This is a genomic window from Melghirimyces profundicolus (genome assembly GCF_003054245.1).
GTDB lineage: Bacteria > Bacillota > Bacilli > Thermoactinomycetales > DSM-45169 > Melghirimyces > Melghirimyces profundicolus.
Genome location: NZ_QBKR01000025.1, coordinates 20666 through 36878, shown reverse-complemented (window position 1 = coordinate 36878; position 16213 = coordinate 20666). Strand labels below are relative to the sequence as shown.

General features: G+C 55.4%; 21 protein-coding genes. 7 read left to right on the top strand and 14 right to left on the bottom strand.

All coding sequences use genetic code 11. From position 1 onward, the window contains the following. Positions 1-6: 6 nt before the first annotated feature. From spoIIIAD to C8P63_RS15330, 5 genes are all read right to left on the bottom strand, one after another. Positions 7-396 (bottom strand): stage III sporulation protein AD, encoded by a 390-nt coding sequence (gene spoIIIAD / locus C8P63_RS15350; protein ID WP_108025529.1) that lies wholly within the window; start codon positions 394-396, stop codon positions 7-9. Between the two features lie 18 nt (positions 397-414). Next, positions 415-621 carry a stage III sporulation protein AC gene (spoIIIAC, locus tag C8P63_RS15345; protein ID WP_108025528.1) on the bottom strand — a complete coding sequence of 69 codons (207 nt, stop codon included), beginning with the start codon at positions 619-621 and terminating at the stop codon, positions 415-417. Between the two features lie 19 nt (positions 622-640). Beyond that, positions 641-1159: a stage III sporulation protein SpoIIIAB gene (spoIIIAB, locus tag C8P63_RS15340; RefSeq protein ID WP_108025527.1), complete on the bottom strand. Its 519-nt coding sequence runs from the start codon at positions 1157-1159 to the stop codon at positions 641-643. Then, positions 1156-2118: a stage III sporulation protein AA gene (gene spoIIIAA, locus C8P63_RS15335; protein ID WP_425437319.1), complete on the bottom strand. Its 963-nt coding sequence runs from the start codon at positions 2116-2118 to the stop codon at positions 1156-1158. The genes spoIIIAB and spoIIIAA overlap by 4 nt, the downstream gene beginning before the upstream one ends. Positions 2119-2271: 153 nt before the next feature. Then, positions 2272-2748: a CD1247 N-terminal domain-containing protein gene (locus C8P63_RS15330; protein ID WP_108025526.1), complete on the bottom strand. Its 477-nt coding sequence runs from the start codon at positions 2746-2748 to the stop codon at positions 2272-2274. A gap of 125 nt (positions 2749-2873) precedes the next feature. Here C8P63_RS15330 and C8P63_RS15325 point away from each other — a divergent pair, with 125 nt between their 5' ends. The 4 genes from C8P63_RS15325 (at position 2874) to C8P63_RS15310 (ending at position 6292) form a co-directional block, all read left to right on the top strand. Continuing rightward, positions 2874-4157, top strand: a complete 1284-nt coding sequence (locus C8P63_RS15325; RefSeq protein ID WP_108025525.1) for an MFS transporter — start codon at positions 2874-2876, stop codon at positions 4155-4157. A gap of 80 nt (positions 4158-4237) precedes the next feature. After that, entirely contained in the window at positions 4238-5059 is an 822-nt protein-coding gene (comA, locus tag C8P63_RS15320; RefSeq protein ID WP_170109702.1) for a phosphosulfolactate synthase, read from the top strand. Next, positions 5056-5760, top strand: a complete 705-nt coding sequence (locus C8P63_RS15315) for a 2-phosphosulfolactate phosphatase (RefSeq protein WP_108025523.1) — start codon at positions 5056-5058, stop codon at positions 5758-5760. Before comA ends, C8P63_RS15315 begins: the two co-directional genes overlap by 4 nt. Positions 5761-5827: 67 nt before the next feature. Next, positions 5828-6292 carry a DUF441 domain-containing protein gene (locus tag C8P63_RS15310; RefSeq protein WP_108025522.1) on the top strand — a complete coding sequence of 155 codons (465 nt, stop codon included), beginning with the start codon at positions 5828-5830 and terminating at the stop codon, positions 6290-6292. Positions 6293-6401: 109 nt separating this feature from the next. Here C8P63_RS15310 and efp read toward each other — a convergent pair whose 3' ends face one another. The 3 genes from efp to aroQ are packed head-to-tail and all read right to left on the bottom strand — an operon-like array spanning position 6402 to position 8523. Further along, complete coding sequence (gene efp, locus C8P63_RS15305; RefSeq protein ID WP_108025521.1) at positions 6402-6959, bottom strand: elongation factor P; 558 nt, start codon at positions 6957-6959, stop codon at positions 6402-6404. A 22-nt stretch (positions 6960-6981) separates the two neighbouring features. Continuing rightward, complete coding sequence (locus C8P63_RS15300; RefSeq protein ID WP_108025520.1) at positions 6982-8055, bottom strand: M24 family metallopeptidase; 1074 nt, start codon at positions 8053-8055, stop codon at positions 6982-6984. 24 nt (positions 8056-8079) lie between these two features. Beyond that, on the bottom strand, positions 8080-8523 hold the full coding sequence (gene aroQ, locus C8P63_RS15295) for a type II 3-dehydroquinate dehydratase (protein WP_108025519.1): 444 nt from the start codon (positions 8521-8523) through the stop codon (positions 8080-8082). Between the two features lie 336 nt (positions 8524-8859). On the opposite strand from aroQ, the gene C8P63_RS15290 reads away from it, so the two are divergent. Together C8P63_RS15290 and C8P63_RS15285 are read left to right on the top strand one after the other, a co-directional pair. Beyond that, on the top strand, positions 8860-9753 hold the full coding sequence (locus tag C8P63_RS15290) for a DUF1385 domain-containing protein (RefSeq protein ID WP_108025551.1): 894 nt from the start codon (positions 8860-8862) through the stop codon (positions 9751-9753). A gap of 40 nt (positions 9754-9793) precedes the next feature. Beyond that, a complete protein-coding gene (locus C8P63_RS15285; RefSeq protein WP_108025518.1) occupies positions 9794-10114 on the top strand; it encodes a hypothetical protein in 321 nt (106 codons plus the stop codon). A gap of 17 nt (positions 10115-10131) precedes the next feature. Here C8P63_RS15285 and C8P63_RS15280 read toward each other — a convergent pair whose 3' ends face one another. The 5 genes from C8P63_RS15280 to C8P63_RS15260 form a co-directional block, all read right to left on the bottom strand. Further along, the gene (locus C8P63_RS15280; protein ID WP_170109701.1) at positions 10132-10518 is read right to left on the bottom strand and encodes a protease complex subunit PrcB family protein; all 387 of its coding nucleotides are present in this window, start codon (positions 10516-10518) and stop codon (positions 10132-10134) included. Positions 10519-10532: 14 nt separating this feature from the next. Continuing rightward, the gene (locus C8P63_RS15275; RefSeq protein ID WP_108025516.1) at positions 10533-11480 is read right to left on the bottom strand and encodes a patatin-like phospholipase family protein; all 948 of its coding nucleotides are present in this window, start codon (positions 11478-11480) and stop codon (positions 10533-10535) included. A 94-nt stretch (positions 11481-11574) separates the two neighbouring features. Next, a complete protein-coding gene (gene mntR / locus C8P63_RS15270; RefSeq protein WP_108025515.1) occupies positions 11575-12009 on the bottom strand; it encodes a transcriptional regulator MntR in 435 nt (144 codons plus the stop codon). A 140-nt stretch (positions 12010-12149) separates the two neighbouring features. After that, positions 12150-12707, bottom strand: coding sequence for an NADPH-dependent FMN reductase (locus tag C8P63_RS15265; RefSeq protein WP_108025514.1), 558 nt, complete (start codon positions 12705-12707; stop codon positions 12150-12152). Between the two features lie 175 nt (positions 12708-12882). Then, positions 12883-13341 (bottom strand): hypothetical protein, encoded by a 459-nt coding sequence (locus C8P63_RS15260; RefSeq protein WP_108025513.1) that lies wholly within the window; start codon positions 13339-13341, stop codon positions 12883-12885. A gap of 287 nt (positions 13342-13628) precedes the next feature. On the opposite strand from C8P63_RS15260, the gene hutH reads away from it, so the two are divergent. Further along, the gene (hutH, locus tag C8P63_RS15250; protein ID WP_108025511.1) at positions 13629-15161 is read left to right on the top strand and encodes a histidine ammonia-lyase; all 1533 of its coding nucleotides are present in this window, start codon (positions 13629-13631) and stop codon (positions 15159-15161) included. A 79-nt stretch (positions 15162-15240) separates the two neighbouring features. Here the strand turns inward: hutH and C8P63_RS15245 are convergent, their stop codons facing one another. Next, positions 15241-15975, bottom strand: coding sequence for a metallophosphoesterase (locus C8P63_RS15245; protein ID WP_108025510.1), 735 nt, complete (start codon positions 15973-15975; stop codon positions 15241-15243). Between the last annotated feature and the right edge of the window lie 238 nt (positions 15976-16213).

The following is a 16213-nucleotide window of genomic DNA, read 5'->3' as shown; positions in this document are numbered from 1 at the left end:
CCATCCTCACGTCGGTAGTATTTGGACCACGGTCTCGATCATCATCGTGATAATCGGGATGGCCATCACCATGATGAGAATTTTACCCGCCAGCTCAATCTTGGATGCGATGGAACCCTGGCCCGCATCCCGCGTCACCTGGGCACCGAATTCCGCGATGTACGCAATCCCGATAATCTTCAATACCGTCTCCAGGAATATGGAATTCACGCGAGCTTTCTCCGCCAGCTTGGTAAGGATGCCGATCACATCCGCAATCTTCCCCACCAGGCTGAGAAAAATCACAACACCCGTAAACGTGGCCAGAAGGAAAGCAAAGACAGGCTTTTGTTCCTTAATGACCAGGATGAGAAAGGTGGCAACCAGACCCAGACCCACCACCTGGATGATTTCCAAGTGGACCGCCCCCTGCCGTTACGAATGAAATAAGAATACGTTTTTGATCGTCTGGAACAGGTCTTCCACCAGTACCACCACCATAAAGAGCACCACAATGAACCCGATCAGCGTCACCCAGTGGGCGTACTCTTCTTTTCCCATCTGTTTGAGGACGGTGTGAATCATGGCCACGATGATGCCGATCCCCGCAATCTGAAAGATCGCATCGACGTTATAAGGCATCGGTCTCTCCCCCCACCAGTCAGTAAATCAGAATGACGATCAACGCTCCCGCAAGGACCCCCAAGCTTTTACACATCTTTTCGTACCGCATTTGTTCCTCACGCGCCTGACTTTCCTCCACCTCCAGATTGGTCCGGGCCCGGACCAGATGGGACAACTGATCCTCCCGGTCGGATATTCCGAGGGTCTTGCCGAAATCGATCAACACTTCTTTTTCCGGATTTTTCAGCGCGGTCGAGGGCCAGGTTTCTTCCACCGCCCGTTTCCAGCATTCGAAGGTGGAAACGCCGTCCAACGTCTTCAGGTAATGTGCGGTACGGGTATACAGGGAACGGACCGGATCTTTCTCTCTCTTCGCGATTTGTTCGCAAATCCGGTCCAAACGTCTGGATCCGTATGTGATTTCCGTCTGCAAGAGGGACAAAGCCCCCCGCATCCGGCGGATTTGTCGGGGGCGATCCGCGTAGGCGCGGGCGATCCGAAACCCGATCGCACTGGTGGACAGGAGGATGAAGCAGGCACCCAGCAGTTTGATCATCCCGTCCCCACCGCCCCGGGGGTCGGCAGCGGATGAAGGTGTCGATCATAAACCGCCTCGATGGTCCCCGGCCCTTTACGTCGGCTAAGCAAAACGTAACGGGAGAAGACGCCTTCCCGGATCAGTCCGGAGAACCCCGGCCTTCTGCAAATTTCCTCCATGGAATGACCGTGGGCGGTGGTAAAGAGGTGAACTCCCGCGTGAACCGCTTCGAAAACCGCTTCGCTGTCTTCTTTTCGGCCGATTTCATCCACCACCAGGAGATCAGGTGACATGGAGCGGATCATCATCATCATCCCTTCCGCCTTGGGACATCCATCCAACACATCGGTCCGGGGTCCCATCTCGTGCTGGGGTACCCCGTCGACACAACCCGCGATCTCCGACCGCTCATCCACCACCCCCACTTTGCGCGCGGGCATTCCTTCCCCCGAACTGACGATCCGGGCCAGGTCCCTTAAAAGAGTGGTTTTCCCACATTGAGGAGGCGAGACGATCAGGAGGTTAAAAAGCGTTCCCCGTTGGAAAATCCGGGGCAGAAGATGCCGGGCTGCCCCTTTCACCTGCCTGGCGATCCTCACATTGAAACCTGTCACCTCCCGGATGTGTTTCACCTTTCCGCTTTCCACCACCACCCGACCGGTCAATCCGATCCGGTGTCCGCCTTCGATGGTGACATACCCCCTTCTCAACTCTTCCTCCAGCGCGTACAGCGAATGGTTGCTGATCAGGTTCAGCATTTTTTCACAATCTTCACTGTCAGGATGATAGGCTTCTTCTTCACGGACGGCCAAGCGACCCTCCGGGGTGACAAACCCGGACCGGAAAGGGAGGACCACTTCCAGCGGCCGCCCCTGTCGGATCCGAATCTCCTCCAGCTGCTTTTTCTCTCGTTTCGGAAGGAATTCTACCACCCCGCGAATGGACAGAGGGAGAACGTCCAATATGGGAGACAACATCGCAGGCGACCTCCTGTCCACACTGGATTTACCTAATCCATATGCGACGGGACATACTTTATTCCCCTGTCTCAAAAATAGCGGCGGCCGACCGGCACTCTACCAAAACCACTATGAAAACAGAAAAACGACCCCATTGCCGGGGTCGTCGGGTTATTGTTGGACGGGGGCCTGATTCTCCTGTTGAAAAGCTTGCCGGGCTTCCGAGGCCTTCTTGACATCGCCTTCGTCGGTCACCGTGATGATGGTCTCACAATGGGGACAGGCGACATCCGCCGTGCTGCCATCAGAGAAGTAATCTTCATCCACCAGAATGGCGTCCCCGCATTCGGGACACTCCACTTTCCAAAAACCGATGTCTTCCTCTTCCACATCTTCATCCCTGTCGTAAATCAACAACTCCATCTCGTTGAGATCTTCGTCCACGGCTTCCATGTACTCTTCCAGCTCGTTCAGCCGCACTTGTAAGCGCTCATGCTCCTCCGCCATTTCATCCAACAATTGTATCAGGCGGCCGAGAACTTTTCCCTCGGGCGATTCGTTTTTCTGTTCCTGTCCTTCCATCAGGCCTCTGACAAAAGCCAATTCCCTTCTGATGCGGTCCGAAGTGACATGGGATTGATATTCCACGGCATTTTTTCATCCCTTCGGGTTGGTTTACGGGTTTATTGTCACCACGATTTGCCGGTAAATACATTTGGACGGTTAAATAGATCCCCCGTTTTTGGGAATGAATAAAGGAGTGTGACAAATCGATGCGAGAGGTGTTCGACGTGGCCAGAGCTTCCGGCGGAAACCAAAATTCGGTTTGGGTCCTGAGCATTTTGAGTGCAGTCCCCCTGATCATGGTTCTGGGAAACTCCATGTTGATCCCGGTTTTGCCGACCATTGAATCAGAATTGAAGATCAGTTCCCTTCAGGTAAGCCTCTTGATCACCCTTTTCTCTGTTCCCGCGGGAATCATCATTCCCCTCGCCGGAATTCTTTCCGACCGCTTCGGGCGAAAGCCCGTCATCGCGCCTGCCCTGCTTCTTTACGGCGCGGGGGGACTGATAACCGGTTTCGCCGCCATCTGGGGCGGGGGGGCTTACTGGCTCATGCTGACCGGCCGCATCATTCAGGGCGTTGGGGCCGCAGGGACCGCCCCCATCGCGATGGCGTTGGTGAGTGATCTCTACAAAAAAGGGGAACGGAGCAATGCTTTGGGCATCATTGAGGCAGCGAACGGTCTCGGGAAGGTGGTCAGTCCCATCCTGGGATCGCTGATCGCCTTGATCTCTTGGTACGCTCTCTTTTTTACCTTTCCTGTCTTAACCGTTCCTGTGGCCCTGGCCCTCTGGTTTTTCGTCTCGGAGCCGGCCAAACGGAAAGATCCCCCACCCCTGTCCCGCTATAAAGAAAACCTGGTTAAAACGTGGAAGCGTCAAGGAAAATGGTTACTTGTCGCTTTTCTTGCCGGAGCATTAACCCTCTTCATCCTTTTCGGTGTATTATTTTTCCTGTCGGACTTCCTGGAAAAACGCTACGGAATCGACGGAATCCTCAAGGGACTGATCCTGGCGATCCCTCTTCTCGCCATGAGCTCCACTTCCTTTTGGGCGGGCCACCATGTGAAACAAAAAACCAGGATCATGAAGCGTTTTATCGTGATCGGGTTGTTCATGCTGGCTGCGGGAATGGCGATCGTCCCCTTTGTCACCAACACCTACATTCTGATGGCGGACCTGGTCGCCATCGGCATCGGCAGCGGCTTAATCCTGCCCTGTCTGAACACCTTGATCACCTCGGCGGTGGGTTCCGAAGAACGGGGCATCGTCACTTCCCTGTACAATAGTGTCCGGTTTCTCGGAGTGGCTTTGGGACCCCCGGTTTTCGAAGCTCTGGCCGATGCCAAATACCTTCTCTACCTCGGAAACGCCTCCCTGGCAACCATCACCGGACTGTTGGCCTTATGGACCATCAAAAAACCGGAACGCATTCGCAATCCCCATGGAAGAACCCGGTTGATCATGGGTAAAAAACGGCTCCGAACCACGTAAATCAAAAACCGGGCACCTGTACCTTCCCTTATGCATAGCATAGGGAACAGATGAACCACCAGGAAGCAAGGAGGACCGGTATGGAGCCGATAACGGAAGCCAACTGGGAAAGGGGTTTGTTGGATCCTTCTTTGGAACGGGAGGGGAAACCCCGTACCAACGGATTGACCATGATGATCGACAAAGGCATGGGAGTATCCGCCTTCAGAGACATCCTGGAGCTGGCCTCGGATTACATCGACTTTATCAAACTGGGATTTGGAACGGCGATCTTGACCCCGGTTCCCGTATTGAGAGAAAAGCTGAACCTCGCGAGGGAACACCGGGTCCACTTATACCCGGGCGGGACTTTTTTCGAAGCGGCCCATGTCCAAGGAAGGATGGAACATTACTTTGAAACCCTGGCCCAGATCGGGTTTGATTGGGTGGAGATTTCCGACGGAACCATCCTGTTGAATTCGGCGGAACGCGCCGCCGCGATCAATGAAGCCCGCTCTCATTCCTTTCGGGTGATCACGGAAATCGGAAAGAAAAAGAAAGGCTCCGTCACCCCCGTATCCGAACTGGTGGAAACCTTTCACAGGGATCGGGAGAACGGTGCCGATTACATTATCGTGGAAGGCCGTGAATCCGGCAGGAACATCGGAGTGTTCAACGCGGAGGGCGACGTGGATACGGAATATGCCCAAGAGGTACACCGGCAGATCGACCCTCGGCGGATTTGGTGGGAATGCCCGCGCAGTCCCCAGCAAATTACCATGTTGAAACTGTTGGGAGCCGACGCCAACCTGGGAAACATTCCCGCTCAGGAAATTCTGTCGGTGGAATCTCTCCGTCGCGGTCTTCGATCCGACACCTTTTTCATATTCGGAAACCGTGCCCGAGAGGAATCCGCCTTATGATCGCCTCGGCGTTCGCCCATGTGGATGATCTTCACAGCGGCCATCTCACCAACCGAACCACGGTGGTCATCGATGCGTTTCGGTCCTCGACATGCATCGTGACCGCGGTGACCAACGGAGCGCGGTTCATCCTTCCGGCGGAAACCGTCCCCCTGGCACGAGAGCTGGCAGGTAAAGAATTCCTCCTCGGCGGGGAACGCTTCGGAAAAAAGCCGGATGGTTTCGATCTGGGCAACTCTCCCCGTGATTACCGTCGGGAAAACGTCAAAGACCGGAAACTCATCATGACCACCACCAATGGTACCCGGGCCCTCCTGAAAGCGGAAAAGGCCCCGGACATCCTGGTGGGTTGTTTTCTAAACGCCACCGCCTGTGCCAAAACGGTTCGGGATCTCCACCGGGATGTGGTTTTTCTCTGTGCGGGGACCCGGGGGAACTACTCCCTCGAGGACGGAGTGGCGGCAGGTTGCATTCTCGATGCGCTCCTTGAGCTGGATTCTTCCGTCGAGTGCACCGATCTCGCCCAAATGCTGGTGCTGAGCTACCGAGCTTGCCGGGAGCACCTGTTTGAAGTCCTAAGCTCCAGCCAGTCCGGCAAGCGGTTGATGGCCCGAGGCCATCGGAAGGATATCGAGGATTGTCTCAGGGTGGATCGTTCTTCCATCGTCCCCCGTTGGAGGAGAGGACGGGTCTGTTTGTAGATTTCCGCCTCATAACCTCCCCTGTCCCCACATAACTTGTACTAAACATGCTGGACAGGGGATGCGTATGAATCCGGACCTCTTACTGGTGCTCCTGATTGTGATCGGACTGGTCGGTCGATCCCCCATCATCGCCACCGCCGCCAGCCTCCTTCTCATTCTGAAACTGACTCATCTGGAACGGTTCTTTCCCGCCGTGGAACGGAGAGGTTTGGAAGTGGGACTTCTTTTTTTAACCATTGCGGTATTGGTTCCCTTCGCGTCCGGCCGCATCTCTCTGAAAGAAGTATGGGCGGCTTTCACTTCCTTGCCAGGGCTTCTCGCCATCGCCGGGGGAGCCGTGGCCACCTATATGAACGGCAAAGGGTTGGATCTGTTAAAAGTGGATCCTCAGATGATCATCGGGCTGGTGATCGGGTCTATTTTCGGCATCATTTTCCTCAGGGGGATTCCCGTGGGTCCCCTCATGGCGGCTGGAATCACGGCCATGCTTCTCAAGATTGTGGATTGGCTTTGGCCCTGGTCCTCCTGACGGCCGGTCCGGCACCGAAATGAGTTCCGTCCGGAATCCTCGCCATTCCGATGAACAAGCGCAAAAAAGCTGTCGGCCTTTGTTGGCCGACAGCTTTTCCTTTTCCCCTTCAGGCACGGGAGACGTATTCCCCTTTCCGGGTATCGATAACCAATTTGTCCCCTTCATTGATAAACAGAGGAACCTGCACCACCAGACCGGTTTCCAACTTGGCCGGTTTGGTGCCCCCGGTGGCTGTGTCTCCCCGGATGCCGGGATCCGTTTCCACCACTTCCAACTCCACCGTATTCGGCAGATCCACACCCAGGGTCTCCCCGTTGTAGATGATCAAATTGACATTCATGTTCTCCTTGAGAAACTTGATTTCCCTTTCCAATTGAGACGCGGGAATCGATATCTGCTCGTAAGTCTCATTGTCCATGAAGGTGTATTCGTCGCCACTGTCATACAGGTATTGCATCTGGCGGGTCTCCACATGGGCGCGAGGGACTTTTTCTCCCGCGCGGAAGGTCCGTTCCTGGATGTTCCCGTTTCGAAGATTGCGCAGTTTGGAACGGACAAACGCCGAACCCTTTCCGGGTTTCACATGTTGAAAGTCGATCACTTGCCAAACATCGCCGTCCAACTCGATGGTGAGCCCGGTACGAAAATCGTTGGTTGAAATCATGAGGGTACCTCCTTGTTCATCATCAATCGAGAATGATCATATCTTTGGGGCTTTTGGACAGCACCTCACGCCCCTGTTCCGTCACCGCCACATCGTCCTCAATCCTTACTCCGCCCACACCGGGGAGGTAAATTCCCGGTTCGACCGTGACCACCATCCCCGGCTCCAGCGGGGAATCCCCCCGGACCGAAAGACTCGGACGTTCGTGGACTTCCATCCCCAGTCCGTGCCCGGTACTGTGTCCGAAAGCCTCCCCGTAACCGTGATCGGTGATATAGTCCCTGGCCACTTGATCGGCTTCCTTTCCGGTGATCCCGCCCCGAATGGCCAAAAGCGCCCGCTGCTGGGCTTCCAGCACGATGTCGTAGATCTTGCGTTGTTCTTCGGAGGGAGGGCCCAACATGACGGTCCGGGTAATGTCGGAACAGTAGCCTTGATAAAGCGCGCCGAAATCCAACGTGACGAGATCTCCTTTTTCCAACAACCGATCACTGGCCACCCCGTGAGGGAGTGCGGAACGGGGACCGGAAGCGACGATGATGTCAAAAGAAGAGGAATCGGCGCCCTGTTCCCTCATGAGAAACTCCAGGCGGAGAGCGATCTCCCGTTCCGACCTCCCGGGACGGATTTCCTCCAGAATCGCTCCAAATGCCCGGTCGGCGATGGCAACCGCGTCCCGGATCACGTTCAGTTCCGATTCCTCTTTTCTTTCCCGGAGTTTTTCCACCATATTGGACACCGGTTGGGTCCTGATTTCCCCCAGGGTTTCTGCCAGTTTCCGATGTTGGGCATAGGTCAGGTGATCCTCTTCAAAGGCGATGGATCCCATTCCGGATTTTTTCAGGATCTCTTGAATGTCTTTGAACGGATTCCCCTGATGCTCCACAAATTGAAAATCGGGTGCCTGTTCCTTCGCCTGTTCGGTGTACCGAAAATCGGAAATCAGAAACTGTTCCTCCGGGGTAACCACCGCCCAGCCGGAGGAACCGGTAAAACCGGTCAGATATCTTCGGTTGACGGGATGGGAGACCAACAGGGCTTCCACCTGCCGGTCTTCCAGCAACCGACGCAATCGGGTAAGCCGGTTTTTCAACATTTTCTCCCCTTTCCACCATTTGGCTCACTGCACCTGCTGCCCCAGGGAAGCAGCCGCAGTGAGAGCCAATTCGTAACTCACCACCCCGAAACCCGAAATCTGGCCCCGGGTCACGGGGGCAATCACCGAAACCCCGCGAAAGGGTTCCCGGTTGTGAACGTTGGACATATGTACTTCAATAACCGGTACCTCCACCGAGGCGATTGCGTCTCGCAGGGCGTAGCTGTAATGGGTGAATGCGCCGGCATTGAGAATGAGAACGTCATATTCGCCTTCCGCCCCGTGAATCCGGTCGATCAGGTCCCCCTCGTGATTGGACTGGAAGGTTTCCACTTTCAGCCCCAGCTCCTCCCCCTTGGTGCGAAGCCGGGCATCCAAGCGTTCCAGAGTCTCCGTGCCGTAAATTTCAGGCTCCCGTTTTCCCAGCCGGTTCAGGTTGGGACCGTGAAGAATCAACACCTTCGGCATCCGCCACCCCTCCGTCGTTCTTCCCCATATTTTTTCCACTCACGGACCCTGCGGGTCAGGCCGGCCCGGGGGCGGCCAAGGAATCTTCCAACCCTCTGTTCAGTATACTGTGAACTCTGCGCGAAAGAAAGGTCCCCCCGGCGCTGTCTTTTTCCGTCCCCTCCGGCTCTGCCATGTCTCGACAAATCGCTTCTCCTGCATCATTCGGTTTATGTTACAATATGATAACCACATCTCAACAATCCATTTGTCTTGAATCCCATCGATCAGGTGGTGGATCCATTCGTGGAAGAAAAGAAGTTGGATTACGGAGGGCAAGCGGTGGTGGAAGGGGTGATGTTCGGGGGGCGTCATGCCCAGGTGACGGCCATCCGCCGCAGTGACGGGAACATTGAAACTTTCGAATCCACCCGGCAAGTCTCCCCTTTACTCGTTTTTTTGAAAAAAATCCCCCTCATCCGCGGGATGGTCGCTTTGGTGGAAGCCAGTGCATCCGGGTCCAGGCACCTCCAGTTCGCAACGGAACGCTACGAACTGGAACCGGGGGAAGAGCCGGAGGGAACCACTTCCCGACTTCAGATGATCCTGGGCGTGGCCGTGGTCGGCGTCCTGTCTCTCCTGATCGGGAAAGCCGTCTTCACCGCCCTTCCCGCTTTCCTTGCCAGTGTCTTATTTGACGGACTGGTCACCAACCTGATACTTCAAAATCTGATTGAAGGAGCGATCAAAACCGCGCTGCTTCTGGGCTATCTGCTTGCCATCTCTCAGACTTCCGTGATCAAACGGGTCTTTCAATACCACGGGGCGGAACACAAGGTGATTAACGCGTACGAATCCGGGGTAGAATTAACCATAGAGAATGTGCAAAAGCAGTCAACGCTCCATTACCGGTGCGGCAGCAGTTTTATCATCCTGACTGTGATTGTCGGTGTGGTCCTCTACTCTTTTTTCAGCTACGAAAACGTGTGGGACCGGATCTTCACCCGTCTGCTCCTGATTCCGGTGGTGGTCGGCCTTTCTTACGAACTGCTCCGAATCACCAACGCACTCCGGGATGTACCGGTTCTCACTTACCTGGGGTATCCCGGCCTGTGGTTGCAAAAGCTGACAACCCGCCAACCGGATGACGAGCAGGTGGAAGTCGCCATCGCCGCTTTCAACCGAATGTATGAACTGGATGCACTGGCTGCCGAACCGGTCAACGGGTCCACCTTTGTCCACTCCGGTTGACGAATGTGTGGAACGCTTACGAAACGAGGGAGATATCGCCATGCGGAGCCACAGCCACAGGATTTGGCGAACCGTGATACTGACCCTTGTCGCCGTCGGGTTCTTCCACTTTCTTCTTACCCGGACAGCTGTGGTACTGGGGATGATTGCCGTGATCGGCTTGATCTATTACCTGTACCGCCGACCGCCCCAATGGTTGATCCGGATGAGTGATCCGCGCAACCCGCCCGCCGCGATGAAACCCCGCCACTTTTCCGCTGCGGGAAGCCGGCGCAAAAAAGAGCGGGCCCATAAAAAAAGACGCTTCCGCGTGATTGAAGGAAACCGGAAGCGGCCGTACAAAGACAGAAAGACCCAGTAACTCCAGGCTGGGTCTTTTTATGCGGATCCGCCTCCTTTGGCGAACGCTTTCCCGGTGCCTGCATGAACCACACGGGGAACGGCGCCTTTCACCCGAATGACCAAGCAAGGGTAGGAAATGACCTGGGGATGCATGCGTCCGGCCCCCGGCACTTTTTCCCGAATGGATAGCTCCACGGTTCCACCCTCTTTTTTCACCCTGGTCAGTTCCAGGCTGTGTCCCGGGTTCGGCTTCATGCCGGCTGCAATCACGAGATACAGCACTCCGCGATGACGATACTGATGAACCCCCCGCTCCGCCCTGATGCTTTCCAGCCACGTTTTCAAGGACTTTGGAAGCTTTTTTTGCTCCTTGACCGACAGAACCCGGTATAAAAACCTCTCTCCTTTATGATCCCCTTCCATGGGTACCTCCCTCCTCATCCGGATTGCGACGTCCGCAGATTCCACGACACGCTCCCATCACACCCCCGAAGGGCGAGGTAATGTTTGAATGTCCAGTTTTTAAAGAATTCTCTTGCCGCGTCCGCCCCTGCCTCAAAAAGCTCCCGCCGCCTCTCCTTGCTCAGGTCAAAATCCGTCATTCCGACTCCGAGCGTGGGTACCTGGATGGTTCGGACACGGTCCTGTTCTTTGATGTGCCGGTTGTCGTGGGCATCCATCATAGTGAGAAACATCGCCCGAAAGAGGGAAACGGGTCCTCCAATTGGGTTGGGTTGCGTTTCGTCGGAATAAAAGCGGAAACCGAAAGTGGGCCAGCGGGGAATCTTTTGATCGAAAATCCAGACGGGAAAGTTGCTGAGCACCCCGCCATCCACCACATAACTGTACCTTCGGGTGGGTGTGTGGAACATCCGCACCGGATCGAATACATAGGGGATGGAACAGCTCATGTGAACCGCCCGGGCCACGCTCAGCCCATCAGGCGGAATCCCGTATTCCGCCAGGTCCCGGGGAAGAACGAGCAGGGTCCCCCGGCTGATATCCGAGGCGATGATCGAAAGCTCGCGGTCTTTCAGGTCGCCGAAAGTGTAAACCCCTTTTTTGGCCAGCAGTTCTCCCACCCAGCGTTCCAGGGGCTTGCCGGAATAAAATCCCTTTTTCACCCACAGACGGATAAGAGGACCGACATAGGAGATCCGATGGTACCACATCGTCGGCATAAACCGGGTAAAATCGTCATCTTCAAGCAGACGGTACAATTCCTCGCTCCGGTATCCGGCGGCCAACAGCGCTGCCACCAGGGATCCGGCGGAGGTTCCCGCCAGACGTTTCCACTCATATCCCTTTTCTTCCGCCACACTTAAAGCCCCCACTAATCCGAAGGCCTTGATTCCTCCTCCTTCCAACACCGCATCCGCAATCATCCCGATCCCCCCTGAGTCGGGGGCATGGTGCCGGACCGCCCCTTTACCATTCCTATGCCGGACCAAACGAAAAAACCCCATGGAAAACCTGGGGTTAAGGATTTACATCTTCCATTTCATCGGCTTCCTTCAACGCACGCAACTCTTCCAGTCGGTCAGGGTTCTTCTGAAAATACTCGACCAGATACTCGATGCTGGTGATGGAATCCCAGCTGAGATGATGTTCGATCCCTTCCACATCATTATAAATTCGGTCTTCATCCACACCAATGATCCGAAGGAACTCCTCCAAGAGTGTATGACGGTCCAACAACCGTTTCCCGATTTTCTTACCCTTGGGAGTCAAGACCAGCCCCCGGTACTTCTCGTAAACCAAGTATTTGCTCTGATCCAGCTTCTGCACCATTTTGGTGACGGAGGAGGGGTGTACTTCCAACGCTTCCGCGATATCCGAGACTCTGGCATAACCTTTTTGTTCGATCAGTTTATAGATGTTTTCCAGGTAATCTTCCATGCTTGGCGTCGGCATGAACCTTCCCCCTATCCATTTTCACCCCGGTCCGGCACCAAAATCTCCGACGTGGGGCGCTCTTTGTGCATGTGAAAGTATATCATATCAAAGAAGAGATTGATAAACCCTTTCGATGTCCGGATCCAAATTCCTCTCCCTTAATGGGTGAGGGTGCCCACCCGGTTCCGCTGGATGATACGGACCAAGTCCCTCCCCAGCTTCTCCAGACGCGCTTGCAGCTTTTCATCCTTCAGCCTGCCGTCGGGGAGAAACGCTTCGAAGGACCGTGGAACGGAAGGCATGGACGGAAGGGGCCAGGCATGAAGGGTCCGGCAGATAATGTTCAGGGTGTTCAAGGTGTCGGTCGCCCCCAGCGCCCCTCCGGCGGTTCCCAGGAGGGCGACGAACTTCCCTTCCAGCTCCCGGGCCCCAATAAAGTCGAGGGCATTCTTCAGGCAACCGGACAACGTCCCGTGATACTGGGGAGAACCCAGGATCACCCCGTCCGCTTCCAGCATACGTTCCTTGAAGCGTTGGACGCGATCGGGATAGGTGGAATCATCCGGACGGCAATCGAACATCGGCAAATTCCATTCCCCGAGATCGATGATTTCCACTTCCGCCCCTTCTTTCCGGGCCGCCCCGGCAACGATACTGACAGCCTTTCGGGTAGTGGAATGCGGGTTCATACTTCCGGACACAGCAACCAATTTCAACGACGGTTCCTCCTTGATGATGGGGGGTGGTGGAAAATGGACCTCCCCACCGAAACACTTCAATTTCGGAAGGAAGATTTCAAGTGATCGTTTGCCCCTCCCCCATTATACGGGAAGCCTTTTACACTTTCCAATCAAATGGGACAAGGCCGTCTGCACGGCCTCGGAGAAAGAATCATCCTACGTTGTGGGCGGTGACCGAAACATAATCGACCAGGATCCAACCCCTTCGAACCGAAAAAATCACCGAAAGATATTTTGTTGCAGCGGGCGGAGGAGGAACAATGGTAAAATAAGAAGCGAACTGGGGGTCACGCGGGGAGGGAACTTCCACCAAAACCGGTGTGGACCTCAACAGGCGCTTGTTTTTGTCCAGGTAAGCCACCGTGGCGAACAACTGCGGAGGCCTCGGTGTCCGACGGTTGTTGAAGACCCGGAAATAAAGATAATAGGCACAATTGCTTCGAAAGGGGCCGGAAATATTTTGGTAGGCCAAGCTGCCGGCTTTCATGGCCAGCGAGGTATCCCCTTTGCGAACCGGGTTGGCAACCAACCGAACCCCTCTGCCTTTCCACGGCGATAACCCTTTTTGAAAGCCCCCGTTCGGGAGAATGTTCCGTCTTGGACAACTCATGTAATCTCCTCTTTCCTATAGACTACTGACTACTGCACACTATTCAAGAAACGGGACAGATGCCACCGGACGGGAGCCCTTTTTGTTTTTTCGAAACCGGGACAACCGGGGGGGAATACAATGAAGTGGATGGATCAACCCGGGAAACTCCGGTCCGGACCGGACCGCTTACAATTGAAAACGCCGCTGTTTCAACCATGCATCCGCCTATGCGAAAAGGGGACCGGATCCATCTGACCGGTCCCCTTTTCTTTTTGTCTTTTTTCAACTAAAGGAGGAAAGGATTCATGACGCATTCTGTACTGTTGATCGACGGTGAAAAACTGACTCTTCACGATTTTGAAAGAGTCATCCGGGGGGAGGTCAAAGTCCGCCTGGCTTCGGAGGCATTGGAAAAGATGGATCACTCCCGCGAACTGGTGGACCAATTGGTCCGGGAAGGACGGACTGTCTACGGTGTGACTACCGGTTTCGGCAAATTCAGCGACACCGTAATCGATCGCTCCCAGTCGGCAGAGCTGCAAAAAAACCTGATCCGCAGTCACGCCTGCGGCGTCGGTGAGTTCCTCGATGAAGAGACGGTGAGAGGAATGATGCTCCTCCGGGCCAACGCGTTGGCCAAAGGATATTCGGGGGTGCGGACATCCACGGTGGAAACCCTTCTTCATCTTTTAAACCGCGGGATTCACCCCGTCATCCCCGCCCAGGGGTCGCTTGGGGCCAGCGGAGATCTGGCGCCCTTGGCCCACATGATCCTCCCCCTTCTCGGTGAAGGAGAGGTCACATGGAAAGGAGTCCGTATGGCCGCTTCCGATGCCCTCCGTCAGGCGGAAATTCCCCGGCTGAGCCTGGAAGCCAAGGAAGGTCTCGCTTTGATCAACGGCACCCAGATGATGGCCAGCCTCACAGCCCTCTCCCTGCTGGAGGCGGAACATCTGTTGTGGGCCGCGGATACGGTGGCGGGGATGACCTTGGAATCCCTCGGAGGAATTCCAAACGCCTTTGACCCCCTTCTTCACGAAGCAAGAGGCCAAACCGGACAGATTGCAGCGGCGTCCCGCATCAGGAAGCTGCTCTCCGGAAGCGGACGGGTGACCCGGCCCGGAGAAAGGAGAGTCCAGGACGCTTACAGCCTTCGCTGCATCCCTCAGGTCCACGGGGCTTCCCTTGACGCCTACGAATTTGTGCGCGGAGTGGTGGAGCGGGAATTGAACGCCGCCACCGACAACCCCCTTCTGTTCGCCAAAGAAGAGAAAGTGATCTCCGGGGGAAATTTCCATGGCCAACCCCTTGCCTTGGCCGCCGACTTTCTGACGATTGCGGTGGCGGAATTGGGCAGTATCTCCGAGCGCCGGACCGAGCGCCTGGTCAATCCGCAACTGAGCGGGCTTCCGCCTTTCCTGACACAAAACGGAGGGCTTCATTCCGGTTACATGATCCTGCAATATGTGGCCGCTTCCCTGGTTTCGGAAAACAAGACCCTTTGCCATCCAGCCTCTGTCGATTCCATTCCTTCATCGGCCAACCAGGAAGACCATGTCAGCATGGGTTCCATTGCCGCCCGGAAGCTTCGCACCGTGATCACCAACACAGCCCGCACACTGGCGGTGGAATATCTCTGTGCCGCCCAAGCACTGGAGTTCTCCGAGGGGAAAATGGGAGCGGGCACCGAAACGGCCCACCGGCTGTTGCGGCAATCCGTACCTCCTCTGACCGGGGACCGGGAAAGCCGCTCCGACGTGGAGACGGCGGCCCGGCTGATTCTGAGCGGTCGACTGACTTTCGAGGTTCGCAAAAGCCTGGATGGGGAAATCGATTGAACGAAGAACCCCCGTTCCGAATATCCGGAACGGGGGTTCCAGTTATGGACAAAGGAAGCCGGGACCCGAACGGAAGTTCTCAACCCAGTTGGACGGGCACCGGTGCAAAACCGATATAATCACAGGAAACCAATTGAAGCCGGACCCCCTCGACCTGCCCTTCCACGGCATCCCGGTGGGAGCGCCCGTGCAGATGCCCGTAGACGCACACTTTCACGTCATACTCTTTTAAAAGGTCCATGTAGCCCGATGAAACAACCCGGCGCGTCACCGGAGGGAAATGGAGCATGACGATCCGTTCTTTGTCGGGATGGTCTTTTGCAGCGGATTCCAGCGCCATTTTCAGCCGTCCCACTTGTCTTTCGTATATTTTCCGGTCCGTCTCTTCCTCCCACATACTGTCTCCCGGAAGATTCCACCCCCGGGTCCCCGCCACCACTTTTCCCTCCACCAGGGTGTAGTCGGCATCCACCCATTCCATTCCTTCCGGAAGGGCTTCCCTCACTTTTTTCTTGCTCTGGGCGTAATAACAATGGTTGCCCGGAGAGAGCACTTTTTTCCCCGGCAAAGCGTGAATCCATTCCAAATCGTACCGGGCCTGCTCCAACCGGAGCGCCCAGCTGATGTCTCCGGGGATCAACACGGTGTCTTCGGGACCGACGGTCTCCACCCAACGATCCCGGATCTTTTCATAGTGCCGTTCCCACCCGAAAATATCCATGGGCTTGTCGACATCCGTCTCAAAATCGACGTCGTACAACCCCACCGGCTTATTGAAGGACAAATGCAAGTCGCCGATCGCGTAAATACTCAAATTAAGTCCACTTCCTTTAGTTGGCTTCATGCGGCAATGGGTTCGGATCCATGAAACGAAAACATTATACCATGACAAAACCTCTGGCCCCAAAAGGGAGATGCCCTTCCGCTTTCCATTCCGGTTGAATAGATTGGCAAAACGGATGACAAACATGGGAGTCAGCCGATGAAACCCTCTTCCGTTTTTTTATACACCGCGTTGGGAGATTCGATTACTCAGGGATATTCCGCCCCGG